At 37.3% G+C, this 12,583-nt stretch carries 11 protein-coding genes and 1 pseudogene; 8 read left to right on the top strand and 4 right to left on the bottom strand.

The genetic code is table 11. The features are described from left to right. Positions 1-3 precede the first annotated feature (3 nt). Positions 4-554 (bottom strand): annotated as a pseudogene (locus tag AC07YC_RS08340) (GNAT family N-acetyltransferase). Positions 555-751: 197 nt separating this feature from the next. On the opposite strand from AC07YC_RS08340, the gene AC07YC_RS08335 reads away from it, so the two are divergent. The 5 genes from AC07YC_RS08335 to AC07YC_RS08315 all read left to right on the top strand — a co-directional run bounded on the left by AC07YC_RS08335 (position 752) and on the right by AC07YC_RS08315 (position 4,503). Then, entirely contained in the window at positions 752-1,516 is a 765-nt protein-coding gene (locus tag AC07YC_RS08335) for an SMI1/KNR4 family protein (protein WP_494919034.1), read from the top strand. A 259-nt stretch (positions 1,517-1,775) separates the two neighbouring features. Then, a complete protein-coding gene (locus AC07YC_RS08330; protein ID WP_494919033.1) occupies positions 1,776-2,456 on the top strand; it encodes a VOC family protein in 681 nt (226 codons plus the stop codon). A gap of 172 nt (positions 2,457-2,628) precedes the next feature. After that, positions 2,629-2,805 carry a GNAT family N-acetyltransferase gene (locus AC07YC_RS08325; protein ID WP_494919103.1) on the top strand — a complete coding sequence of 59 codons (177 nt, stop codon included), beginning with the start codon at positions 2,629-2,631 and terminating at the stop codon, positions 2,803-2,805. Positions 2,806-2,846: 41 nt separating this feature from the next. Continuing rightward, a complete protein-coding gene (locus AC07YC_RS08320; RefSeq protein WP_494919032.1) occupies positions 2,847-3,836 on the top strand; it encodes a zinc-dependent alcohol dehydrogenase family protein in 990 nt (329 codons plus the stop codon). Positions 3,837-4,074: 238 nt separating this feature from the next. Then, positions 4,075-4,503, top strand: coding sequence for a GatB/YqeY domain-containing protein (locus tag AC07YC_RS08315; RefSeq protein ID WP_144787418.1), 429 nt, complete (start codon positions 4,075-4,077; stop codon positions 4,501-4,503). Between the two features lie 81 nt (positions 4,504-4,584). Here the strand turns inward: AC07YC_RS08315 and AC07YC_RS08310 are convergent, their stop codons facing one another. From AC07YC_RS08310 to AC07YC_RS08300, 3 genes are all read right to left on the bottom strand, one after another. After that, positions 4,585-6,282: a methyl-accepting chemotaxis protein gene (locus AC07YC_RS08310; protein WP_336635756.1), complete on the bottom strand. Its 1,698-nt coding sequence runs from the start codon at positions 6,280-6,282 to the stop codon at positions 4,585-4,587. Beyond that, a complete protein-coding gene (locus AC07YC_RS08305; RefSeq protein ID WP_494919031.1) occupies positions 6,266-7,909 on the bottom strand; it encodes a pyridoxal phosphate-dependent decarboxylase family protein in 1,644 nt (547 codons plus the stop codon). Before AC07YC_RS08305 ends, AC07YC_RS08310 begins: the two co-directional genes overlap by 17 nt. Before the next feature lie 351 nt (positions 7,910-8,260). Continuing rightward, positions 8,261-8,968: a polysaccharide deacetylase family protein gene (locus tag AC07YC_RS08300; RefSeq protein ID WP_494919030.1), complete on the bottom strand. Its 708-nt coding sequence runs from the start codon at positions 8,966-8,968 to the stop codon at positions 8,261-8,263. Between the two features lie 135 nt (positions 8,969-9,103). On the opposite strand from AC07YC_RS08300, the gene AC07YC_RS08295 reads away from it, so the two are divergent. From AC07YC_RS08295 to chrA, 3 genes are all read left to right on the top strand, one after another. Further along, positions 9,104-10,294 carry a DHH family phosphoesterase gene (locus AC07YC_RS08295; protein WP_494919029.1) on the top strand — a complete coding sequence of 397 codons (1,191 nt, stop codon included), beginning with the start codon at positions 9,104-9,106 and terminating at the stop codon, positions 10,292-10,294. A 116-nt stretch (positions 10,295-10,410) separates the two neighbouring features. Next, on the top strand, positions 10,411-11,271 hold the full coding sequence (locus tag AC07YC_RS08290; RefSeq protein ID WP_494919028.1) for a DUF4179 domain-containing protein: 861 nt from the start codon (positions 10,411-10,413) through the stop codon (positions 11,269-11,271). A gap of 55 nt (positions 11,272-11,326) precedes the next feature. After that, positions 11,327-12,523, top strand: coding sequence for a chromate efflux transporter (gene chrA / locus AC07YC_RS08285; RefSeq protein WP_494919027.1), 1,197 nt, complete (start codon positions 11,327-11,329; stop codon positions 12,521-12,523). Positions 12,524-12,583: the final 60 nt, after the last annotated feature.

Here is a 12,583-nt window from a genome sequence, read left to right as displayed (position 1 = left end):
CTTTTACTCCTTTAGTTGAAATGGTAAATCGCGTTTCCAAATCATATGATGATTATTTGTTCCCCAAAAATGTTCAAGCACATAGTTTGGCTGTCCGAATTTTTTCTGCCAAACCAGTTGTGCTTGTTTATAGCCACTGTCTAAGCAAAAGCTAGGGATGTTTTTCATTTTTAACGTTGTTAGCATTTTCTTCACAAGTCTCGTTCCGATCCCACAACCTTGGTAGTTTGGATGAACATAAACGGTCCCGATTTCTGGACAATTTGACAGGTCTTCCAAAATCGTTTTTTGAATGAATTCATTTGACTCCCCATACTCAATGGTGCCAATGATTTCTTTTGTTTCGCCATCCTCAGCCAGAAAAACCTTTTTTGGCCCTGACTTTCAAAGTCAGCAGCTAAGTATTGTTTTTTCGTTGTCCATTCAAGTTGTTGATCGTCCACCAGCTCGGCAAGACCTTCTTTAGCGAAAGTATCCTGAATGACATGTAAGAAGAATTGATGTAGTACAGGAGTATCTGCTAGCTCAGGGCGTCTGATGATTATATTTTTCAAAAGAGATTTCTCCTTTTACTGTTTTTAATAGATCTGGTGTATGTTTTTAGTATGGTGACGGCTTGGATAAAAGTCATCAGATTACAGACAGATATACGAAATAATTATGGCTATGCACTTTAAAATTATAACATGTTCTCCTTCATTGGGTAATGATGGGGTATGATTAAATGCAAAGCAGTAAGGAGGGAACTACTATGAATGAAGTATTTAAGGACATAGATGAAGTAATAGAGAACATGCGGAGTTTTATTTCAGAGATTCAACAACAAAATCCTTCATTTTACGCCATATATCCAATGATTTTTCATCAGCCACTAGAAGAAGATGGTAGTCAATTAATAGGTAGCCATTGGCCATTACCGGATGAATATATCTACTTTTTGAAACATTATGTCGTGGAAGGAATTACATGGAATACAGGTGACTATATAAACCTACAAATATACGGGGCTACCGATTTAGTGCGAGGACAGGATGGTTACAATTATAATCCAGTCACAGAAGAAATCATTTCTGATTGGCCACAACATTATGTAGTCATCGCTACGGATGAGGGAGATCCATATTGTATAGATATATCGAGAGGGGATTCGGCTATTTTCACTGCCTATCATGGCGCAGGGAGTTGGGATTTTGAAATGGCTTATGATCATCTCGTAGCGTTTCTTCAGAGTGTTCTTGTACCACCTAATGTAGAGGAGGAGCAGCAGGAGGATCATTCTTACAATTACTATGAGATGTATATTACCGGCAATGGAAAGGATAAGCTTAAAACTTTATTACTGCTTAAAAAGAGACTGTCCTATGATTATTCAACAGCTAAAAAATCTTTAGAGCAGTTGCCGTTATTAATATATAGAGGCATCGAAGCGGGTGCAGTTCAATTAGAAAAAGAACTACAACAGATTGGTGCAGATTATCAAAAAAAGAAAATAAGCTTAGCGGAATTTTTAACATGAGAGATTTGGTAAATTTCATTACATGAAATAAAAACACGACGCTTTGATTTAATGAAATATGAAAATACCATCAAATCAGCCACCAGATGCGAAATGATTCGCAATTTGATGTGGAATTTTTGATGAGTTCTCAGCCAACTAGCAAAGGAGATCGAGAGCATCTGTAAGCTATCTAAATAAACTTCATTCTTTTGCACGAAGTAAAATGCCCTGTATGACCAGTATAGTAGAGTTAACTACAAGCAAGGGGTGGATTTGAATGAAAATTACGAGGGTTAAACTAGTAGTTCATGATGTACAAAAGATGCAGCAATTTTATTGTGAGCAAATGGGATTTGCATTGGTAAAAGGTACAGAGGATTATTTTACAATAGCTGTTGGGGAGAGTGAGATGACTTTCGAGAAGGTCTCTTCTCAAATCCAAAAACAATATCATTTTGCTTTAAACATTCCAAGTAATTTATTTCAACAAGCAAAGGATTGGGCGAATGAACGAGTCCGCCTACTTTTTTCAGAAGGTCAGGATGAAGTTTATTTTCAATTTTTAAAAGCCTATTCATGTTATTTTTATGATCCAGAGGGCAATATAGTGGAGTTTATTTCTAGACAGGAAGTGAATCCAAAGCTCAATACAACGACTTTTTCAATCGATCAAGTGTTACATATTGGTGAAATTAATTTAACAACAGATGCTATTTTAGCAGTAGCAGGAGAGTTAAATGAATATGGTATAAAGCCTATTAATAACAAAAATATTCAACAAGATTCCCTTAATTTTCTAGGAAACTATGAAGATGGAGCCAACATTTTAGTAGGACCTAGTGCTCGTCTGTGGTATTTTTCAGATAAGATTGCGCAGGTCAGTCCAATATGTATAGAAATAAATGACACTCTCCAATTAATAATGAACGAAAAGGGGCATCTAACTGTCGTACAATGACAGTACCCTAAAATGTAATAGGTGAGTCTTATCCAACGAAAAAAGCGTATCAGGCATGACACCAAACAATTGGCTGGAATGCAAAGGGGCTTTATTTGTATGAACGACTAAACAAGGCAATAGCAATAGTTGACTTAGTATAGGCATCTATCGAACCTTTATCTGTGATGTGATGGTGCACACAGATTTTCAGCGAAAAGGAATTGGTACAATAGGGATGGAGACCTTGTTAAAGCATTGTCAGCACGAAAATATTAGATGGGTTCAATTATTTTGCGCTAAAGGGAAGCAATTATTTTATCAGAAGCTTTGGTTTAAGAAACGTGACTCAAAAATGCCCATGGAATGATGCTGTTTAATAGCTAATCCATAAAGGAGCTAGAAAGAATAGTGAAAGTAAAATCTCTTAAAATATATGAATATGGAAATCCCAAAGAGGTAATAAGGGTTGAAAATAAAACCATTACACCTCCTGCTCCACAGGAAATTCTTGTGCGTATGCTAGCAAGGCCGATCAATCCATCTGATCTTATACCAATATGGGGGAAATATGCTCATCGAATCACTTTACCAACAGTACCTGGCTATGAGGGCGTTGGCATTGTTGAAGCTGTCGGATCGCTTGTTTCTCCCAAGCTTCTTGGTCAGCGAGTGCTACCTCTACGGGGAGAGGGGACTTGGCAGGAAATGGTGAAAACCCAAGCTGAATTTGCTGTAGCTATCCCTACTGACATGGATAATTTTACTGCAGCACAAATGTATATTAATCCTCTTACAGCTTTAGTAACTTGTACAGAGGTTCTAAAATTACGATCGAGTGATGTTTTATTAGTGAACGCTTGTGGCTCAGCTATCGGACATATTTATGCGCAATTTGCGAAATTATTAGGTTTCCAGCTAATTGCGGTTACAAGAAACGGTCGACATACGGAGGAATTACAGCAACTTGGGGCCAACTATGTCATTGATACGTCCTATATGCCCTTGTATGAGACGGTGATGGCATTAACAAATGGGCGAGGTGCAGATGCTGCCATTGATTCCATCGGAGGAGATGCTGGCAACCAACTTGCATTTTGTGTGAAACCTGGTGGGAATTTTTTAGCTATTGGCCTTTTATCAGGAGTACAGGTGGATTGGGCAAACATTGTGAAGGAAGCAAAGGTCCAGGCTAGGATGTTTCATTTACGACACTGGCAACTGCAGTCGACAACAGAAAAATGGCAACAATGTATGCAGCATTTAATCAGCCTCGTACATAATGGGTCATTAACAATGATGAACGTAAATGCGTACTTTCCATTATTGGACATTCACAAGGCAATAGACGCCGTTGAATCTAGCCATACTAATAAAGGGAAGGTTTTTTTAACAACCTAATAAAAGGAGAACACATGAACAACGCTAGGCGAACAGCTGAATTTTAAGCTAGTTTTGTTAGTGTGTTTTTTATTGGGGAGAATTTATTGCGCGAGGAAATGGCTCTACAGGGGCTCATTTCCTATCAGTTGGAACTAAAGGGAATGCTCCATTATCAAGTGAAGTTCTGATTAAAAGTGTTCAGGCTAGTTTTGTGGTATAATTTTTTGGAATATAAAGGCTTGAAGGAGTGAAGACATTGTTAAAAACAGAGGTATTTGAACAGTTAAAAACAGCAATGAAAGAAAAAGATATTTTAGCAAAGGGTGTATTATCTCTTTTAAAATCGGCTTTAGATTTGGCTGAAAAGGAAAAGGGAGAGGCTTTAACTGCTGATGAAGAAATGGCCATTGTAAATCGAGAGGTCAAACAAACAAATCAGGCTTTAGAGGGTGCTCAAAAGGCTGAACGAGCAGATTTAATTGAGAAAGAGGAAGCTAAATTAGTACTCTTAAAATCATTCTTACCAAAGCAATTATCGGAAGAAGAGATTGCTGAAAAATTAGTAGCCGCTGGTGTTGAAAAAGGAATGAATATGGGAGAGGCTATGAAAATTGCTAAGCCATTACTTTCTGGTCAAGCTGAAGGTGCAGTGATTTCAAAAGTTGTGAAAAGTATTATTGCTTAATCTTCTACCTTCTTGGTAGAAGATTTTTTTGTTCTACTAAAAAACCGCTACACCTTTTTCAGGTATAGCGGTTATGTTTATTTATAATTTAAATTTCTGGATGATATGGCGAAGTTCCTGTGCCATCTCAGCTAAGTTATTGGAGGATGCAGTAATTTCTTCAATACTTGCAGATTGCTCCTCAGAGGCAGCTGCTACGTTTTGAATATTACCTGATGATTGTACAGCTACGACTCCCACTTGCTCAACAGAAACAGCAATACTGCTAACTCCTTCGTTGATATTGGCCATAATGTTATTCACATGATCCATTTCCTTCGTCAGGTCTGTGATATGGGCATAAATATCAGCAAATGCTTCACCTGAGGCGTTGAAGGTTGTAGAGCTTTCAGCGAGATTACTACTGCTAATCGCCATTGATTTTACGGCTTGAGCAGATTCTTCTTTAATCGTTTCAATACGTGTACGAATACTATTTGTTGCATCTAATGATTGGTCTGCTAGTTTACGTACTTCCTCTGCAACGACCGCAAAGCCCTTTCCATGTTCACCTGCACGAGCTGCCTCAATCGAAGCATTTAATGCAAGTAAATTGGTTTGATCAGTAATCTGTGTAATTAATGTGACAATATCTCCAATTTCATTCGTGTACGTACTTAAGCGTTCTACAACAGTTGCAGATTCTTGAATAGCTTGAGAAGTAACAGCCATTTTTTCAGTGGCATCTTTAATCGTAGTATTACCTTTTTCTGAAATAGCTGACGCATCGAATGCCTTTTCAGTTACATCCGTAACGCTAGTAACAACCTCAGACATTTTGCCTGAGATGGATGTAATATGACTTTCGACTTCTTCAATCGAATAGGTTTGTTTTTCTGAACCGGCCGCCACTTCTTGCATAGAAGAAGTAATTTGCTGTATGGATGCACTTGTTTGCTCAGAGCTTGCCGTTAATTCCTCAGACATGGCCGCCACTTGCTCAGCATTTTGAGCAATTTGCTGAATTAATATACGTAAATCCTCTGTCATATTCTCAATGCCAGATGAAAGTTGAGCAATCTCATTGGAGCCCTTTATTTGAAGCGGTTCAACTGCTAATTCTCCCTGTGCAACTTGTCCTACATATTGAGTCATTTTTTTGATTGGTCTCGTAATGCCTACGCTAATGAAGTAAGCAACGATAATGCCTAAAGTCACAAAAATAACCGTCATAATTATACAAATCCAAAGTGTTTCTGTTTGAAGTTTAGAGATAAAGGAAGCGTCCATATCTAAACCAAAAATAATATCTGTATCTTTGAATGGGATGAATATAGATTTATGGATACCATACTCATCTTTATAAATATCACTTGTTTGAATCGTTCCAGTGTTGATAGCTTCACGCATTTCTACACTAAATTCATAATCTTGCTGATGATTGTCCGTATCACTTAAAGCGACGATATGCTCTTTCCCATTTGCATTAGAAAGCACATAGGCATTTTCAATATCGTATTTATTAATTGTTGCATTCAATTGATCTAATAATTTTTTATATTTTTCAGGACTACCATTATCCGCAGCCTTGACATCATTTTTATCGATATTTTCAAATATAGTGCTCGATGTTATTTCTAATGTCGATTCAAATTGTTTAATAACAAAATTGTCGATAATGCGATAGGAAACAGCAAACATGACAATGCTAAATATCAACGAAATAATGGCTATCGGAATAGTGAAGCTAGCAATATATTTATAGAGTAAAGAACTCTTAAATTTATTGACGATACGCAATTTGAGACGCCTCCAATACTTGAAGCTTTTTCTGTAAGAATTGAATCATATTCGGGATATGCTCCGTCTCCGTATAAGGTGAAATGGAGAAGAACTTTGCCGCGGCCACTGGTACAAGTTGTGTTGTATCATTTGTAAGAACTGTGCAAACTCGAGTTGTATCACCAAAGAATACTTCGTCTCGACCTTCTCCGATTATTTCAAATAAAGAAGCATTGATGGCATTAATACGTTCAATTTGATCTTGTGAATAGTGACCAGCTTGTTCTGCTTGCCAGTTCAAGTCACTAGGGTATAAACGGAAGGCAGTGACTGGACCAATATTCATTTCATTGACAACCTGTAGGCTTGGTATTTTTGCAGCTAATTGTGCACGGAATGCTAAATTCACACGTACATAATTGGCTAGTATTTGTTGATAGCCTTCCTTACCGAATGCTTGTAAAGCAGCCAAAATGGCAATAGAGCTACCCATGCGAGAGCATTCTAACGTATAACCTGTATGGTAGGAGCCGTAGCCACGATTACCCACATAAGGTGTATCAAAGTCCTCAATATCTAATAACTGTAAGCTTTTACCATCTTTAATTAAAAATAAGCTTGTTAAATAAGGTGTTTGTCCAAGCTTTTGGAAATCAAAGCAAAGGCTATCTGCAATGGCTAGATGCTGCATACGTTCATGGATTTGTGACAGACCTTGTAATACATCCTCTTCAAATTGAAGTGGGTTATTCTTGAAATCATAATCATTGAAAAATGCATAAAAACCACCTAAAGCTGAGTCAGCGTGAATATGTACTGGTTGTAGGTTGTACTTTTGCTCAAGGCTAGTTGTAACTTCTTTGACAGCCTTTACATCATCGATGCCAAATTGATCTGTTGCCCCTGTAGTTGCTACGACATAGACAGGAATGCCGCCTTTTTCGATGACCTCAGTCATGCGTGCACGTAAGTCTTCTACATCCATGGAGTGATCTTTGCCTGCTTTTACGCGTACTAGATGTTTACTGCCAATACCTACTGCTTCAATAGATTTTAAAAGACTATAATGTGCGTTTTCTGAAGCAAAACAATATAAATTATTAGGAACACCATCTTCCTTAGCGTGTGGGAATTGCTTTGCAATAGCTAGACGTAATCCACTGAAAACAGCCCCTTGACCACCCCATGTAGTATAGCCAAAGCTTTTCGTATAATCATAGCCTACTAATTTAGACATCATAGCTACTACCTTTACCTCACACTCAGCAGCAGCAGGTCCATAAACATCCCATAAGTTATTGCCATTTAGAAGGGCATTTGTAAACTGACCTAATACGCCAGGAATGCTGGCCATTGGTAAAACATTTGTGACAAAGTTACGTGTATGGTAGGGATGCCCTTGCATTAATTCTGTTAATTCCTCTACCACTTGATCGAGGCCAACGCCAGTTGTCGGTACTTGATGGTCCTGCATAAGCTCTTGATAAAAATTAGCAGAGCGGTCTTTCATTGGACCTAGTGTCGTTCTATTTGGATCCTTTAACTTATCTAATGAAGAAACAATTTTCTCTAATAAGGATAAAAAATTCTCTCTTTGTTGAATATTTCCATCTTCGCTCTGGAATAATTGTTGGATATTTTGCATCATCATCATCCTTCGTAGTTCATATTTCCTCTATTTTCAATTGAATGAAAATAGGTCCTTATACTAAAAGTATAATAGCATATTTTAGCAGAGATGGTGATTATATTTTACTGAAAAAATATATATTAACATTTCCGAAAAATCTAACATTGAGGAACTTCGTTGTTTAACTATGTAATAAGGGAGTGTAGGCTGTGTAAAATTTGTGAAGGTGGAATGGTAGGAGAGTAAATAATATAAAATACTATAATGTTAATATTATAGTGAATGAACATAATATTGCTGCTTCATAACTAGTATTGACTAAGGAATCTGTCCTATAGTAGGCACAGACTCCTAAGTATTTTTTTATTAATCGTTTTTGATGATTAAAAGTTCATTAATCGTTACAAATGTGTAACCTTCGTCCATTATTGTTTGTAAAATCTCCTCTATGGCCTGTAATTCATTACCCGTAGAATCATACATAGGGTGCATTAAAATAATGGAACCTGGTTGAATGTTTTCTTTTACATACCTCACCTTTTCATCAGCCTGTGTGAAAAACGTATCGGGTTCTAAGTTCCATGTAATCGTCTCTCGCTTATGTTTATTTAAATAATAGGGGAATCCAATTAGTTTTTTGCCGTATGGAGGTCTTACTACGATTGATTCCGTATAGCCAATATCGGCTATTAAGGCATCGGTTTTTTCGATTTCATGTTTAATAAAGGCAGGACTTTTTAATACCATACGCTTGTGTGAATACGTATGATTTCCAATCTGATGACCAGCCTCAGCAATTTTTTTCGCCTCCTCAGGTTGTCCTTCGATATCCTTTCCAATTAGAAAAAACGTTGCTTTCACTTGATAATCGTCTAGTAGCGATAAGATAGCATCGGTATTTTTAGTTGGTCCATCATCAAATGTCAACGCAACAACTTTGTCATTTGTCTCGACTTGAGAGGTTATGTTTCCAAACAATTGATAATTGCGGGCATTCATTAGTTTATAGGCTGAAAATGCTAAAGCGAGTATTAATACGATGACAATTCCACTATAGGCGAGCTTACGTTTCATTGATATCTCTCCTTCTGATATGAATGTATGTAGCTGAATTAATTGTTTTAAATGTATGTGATCACGTATACTTTTTCAACGATATTTTTTGTTTGAATAACAAAAAAGTAACCATACTATATCGGAGGTGAAGACATGTATAAATTACTATCACATAACGATTTAGATGGTGTAGGCTGCGGGATTCTAGCTAAGCTAGCGTTTAACGATCAGGTGAAAATACGATATAACTCTGTTACAGCACTTGACCGAGAGATCGAGTTCTTTTTGGAAAATGAACAGTCCAAATCTTTTTTATTTATTACAGATCTTTCTCCGAATGAGGGGAACGAAAAAAGAATTGATGATTACTTTCAGGCTACTGGGAATGTGCAGCTTTTAGACCATCACCAAACAGCCCTCCACCTCAATCAGTACGAGTGGGGTAAGGTTGTAATGGAAGATGAACAGGGCCTTTTAACGTCTGCCACATCATTATTTTATCAATATCTTGTCATGCATGGGCTATTAGAAAAAACAGATGTTCTAACAGAGTTTGTTGAGCTAGTGCGACAGTATGATACATGGGAATGGGAAAGGAACGGAAATTATCAGGCGCAACGATTGAATGCACTCTTTTTTTTAGTGTCTATAGAAGAATTCGAAGAGAAAATGCTGGATCGTTTAAAAGGTCAGTCTCATTTCGACTTTGATGAATTCGAAAAGAAAATTTTAAGCATGGAAGAGGAGAAAATAGAACGTTATATTCGTCGAAAAAAACGTGAGCTAATTCAAACAAATTTAGGTGACTTCTATGGTGGTGTTGTTTATGCAGAATCTTATCATTCTGAGCTTGGCAATGAATTAGGGAAAGAAAACGCGCATCTTGATTATATTGCCATGATTAACATGGGGAGTAAAAGAGTATCCTTCCGTACGATACATGATCATATTAATGTGGCGGCCATCGCAGCCTTGTTTGGTGGAGGAGGGCATCCAAAAGCAGCTGGGTGCTCATTAACTGTGGAGGCATACAAGCAATTTGTGCTAGAAACTTTCCACTTAGAGCCCATTCCTGAGGACGCAAAAAGAAATCGCTATAACCTTAAGGGCACCACCTTTGGAACCTTCTATAAAAATCACCACGATGAATTATTTCTTCTCTATTCAAATAATGAAATGGATTGGATCATTGAAATAAATAAAATTCCGCTTGAGCAAACCTTTATGAGCTTTAAAGATGCCGAATGGTATGTAAAGCGATATTACCAGGCTTGGCTAGTAAGGGATGATCTATTCGTGGACTATTTAATGCAAGAAGTAAATAAGGCTCGTCATCTAAAATAAAGGGATTGAATAATTCCTTTACATACATAGTGATTTTTGTCCAACCTTCTTTCTATTCAGGTTATATAATGCTTCTTTACTAACTACAATAAATCATAACTATTTATAAAAAAGAGGTGTACTTGTTGTCCGATGATATCTTTCGAGTTGTAGATTTAAATAAGGAAAATCGAGGACGCAAAAAGTGGAGAATGGTTGTTGTATTTTTATTAGTCTTAGTAGTTAGTAGTTCTTCTTTGCTTTACTGGCTATGGGAAAGGGACGTGGATTTTGAAGCTTATAAAACAGAGGTAGGGGAAACAGCTAACAATAGTCTAGGGCGTTTAACGTTAAATGAAGTGATCATGGATGACAATCAAATTTTATTGAATGCAACCTTCGAGCCTGCTAAAGAGTTTAAGCCAGATCATCAGGTGTTTTTCTTTCCTCAAATACTTGTTAACGGCAAAGATTATATGGTTCGTAATGGAGGTCAGTCTATTGCAAAATCTGCAAATATTTATACCATTTATAATAGCATCAAAATGGATGATTTCCCGACAGATGAAATTTTAGAATTGGACATTCGTTATAAAGATTGGAATGTAGAAACACGCATTGAAAATCCGTGGGAATTTCAAGTAGAGGCCTCACAAGAGCAATTACAAGAAGATCGGCATGTTTTTTCAATCGATAAAAAAATCAAACATATTGATCAGCAAGAGTTAATGATTGATCGTGTAGTTTCCACCCCTATCTCAACTACCATTTATTTTCATTCGGAGACAAGTATCGTCAATGAGGCTCTACTCTTTAAAATTCAGTCTAAAGGTGGGCAGTCATGGACTTTTGAAACACCCTATCCTTTAAATAAAGAAGGGACAAAGTGGGGAAGCCGTGTGGATGGACTATACTTATCTGAGAAAAATTATACGTTAGTTCCTGTCGAGAAGGATGGGAGTAGACTTGATTCCGCCATTAAAATAAAAAAAGATTAGCGATGCATGAAAATTTACAAACTCTTAATCTGAAAGAATCATCTTTCCATGTAAGATGAAAAAAAAGATATGGAAAGTAGTTGAGAGTTTGCGAACGCTATGGGAGATTTTTTATGTTTCATTAAAGTTAGGTTGTACGTCGTTTGGGGGACCAACAGCTCATTTAGGTTATTTTCAACAAGAATACGTGCAAAAACGTAAATGGCTATCTGCCCAAGATTATAGTCAGCTTGTCATATTGAGTCAATTTTTACCAGGACCTGCATCTAGTCAGGTGGGAATGGGGATTGGCTTATTAAGGGGTGGTCTATTAGGGAGTGTACTTTCATTCCTGGGCTTTACGCTACCCTCTGTGTTGTTATTGATGGTATTTGCTTATTTTTCCATGTTTACAGAGTTAAAAATGGATTGGATTCATGGTTTGAAGTTAGTAGCTGTGGCAATTGTGGCACAAGCGATATTTGATATGAGTAAAAAATTACTACCGACAAAATTGCATGGATTGATCGCTATAATGGCGCTCATCGTCGTATTTTTATGGGTCCATCCGCTGGCACAAATAACAGCGATTTTACTAGCTGCTTGTATCGGCTTTCAACGAATAAAAAAAAGTAACGAGGACAATGCACCTTTAGCGATTCATATGCCTATTTCTAAATCCACTGGTATTGCTTTATTAAGCATTTTCTTCATATTGCTCTTTGGCTTACCGATGATAAGTACCTTGTGGAATCATGAATGGGTAACGATGCTTGAGAAGTTTTATCTAGCAGGGGCACTGGTATTTGGTGGAGGTCATGTAGTCTTACCCTTATTAGAGGCACAGTTTGTTCAGAGTGGACAAATGAGTACAGCGGACTTTTTAGCAGGCTATGGTATGACACAGGCAGTTCCAGGGCCATTATTTACATTTGCAGCTTATATTGGCATGGCTATTGCTGGTGTGCCAGGAGCGATTATAGCCACTTTGGCAATTTTCCTACCCGCATTTTTGTTAGTAATAGGGGCCCTCCCTTTTTGGTTCAGCTTAAGCCGTAATATCAGACTAAAGGGAGCAATGGCAGGAGCCAATGCGGCAGTCGTCGGAATTTTGGTCGCTGCCTTTGTCCATCCGATTGTGACACAAACTATTCAAAACGGATTAGATATGGTCTTTGTCGCTGTCTTCTTATGGTGTTTAATGCGCTGGAAGATGCCACCTTACTTATTGGTGCTTTTAGGCATAGTAGTCGGTATGGTTTGTTATACATGAATTGAACTAGTAGGCTAGAGGAATTTCTTTGGCATACTAGTTTTTAGTTTGTAGAAAAAA

The organism is Lysinibacillus sp. GW247-5R2A, assembly GCF_059424475.1.
Note: the sequence above shows the minus strand (reverse complement) of the source record. Positions and strands in the feature narration are given on the sequence as shown.

Coding starts and splice junctions, on each gene's coding strand:
- AC07YC_RS08335 (WP_494919034.1), top strand. CDS start 752: ATGAATGAAGTATTTAAGGACATAGATGAAGTAATAGAGAACATGCGG.
- AC07YC_RS08330 (WP_494919033.1), top strand. CDS start 1,776: ATGAAAATTACGAGGGTTAAACTAGTAGTTCATGATGTACAAAAGATG.
- AC07YC_RS08325 (WP_494919103.1), top strand. CDS start 2,629: ATGGTGCACACAGATTTTCAGCGAAAAGGAATTGGTACAATAGGGATG.
- AC07YC_RS08305 (WP_494919031.1), bottom strand. CDS start 7,909: ATGCAAAATATCCAACAATTATTCCAGAGCGAAGATGGAAATATTCAA.
- AC07YC_RS08300 (WP_494919030.1), bottom strand. CDS start 8,968: ATGAAACGTAAGCTCGCCTATAGTGGAATTGTCATCGTATTAATACTC.
- AC07YC_RS08295 (WP_494919029.1), top strand. CDS start 9,104: ATGTATAAATTACTATCACATAACGATTTAGATGGTGTAGGCTGCGGG.
- chrA (WP_494919027.1), top strand. CDS start 11,327: ATGAAAAAAAAGATATGGAAAGTAGTTGAGAGTTTGCGAACGCTATGG.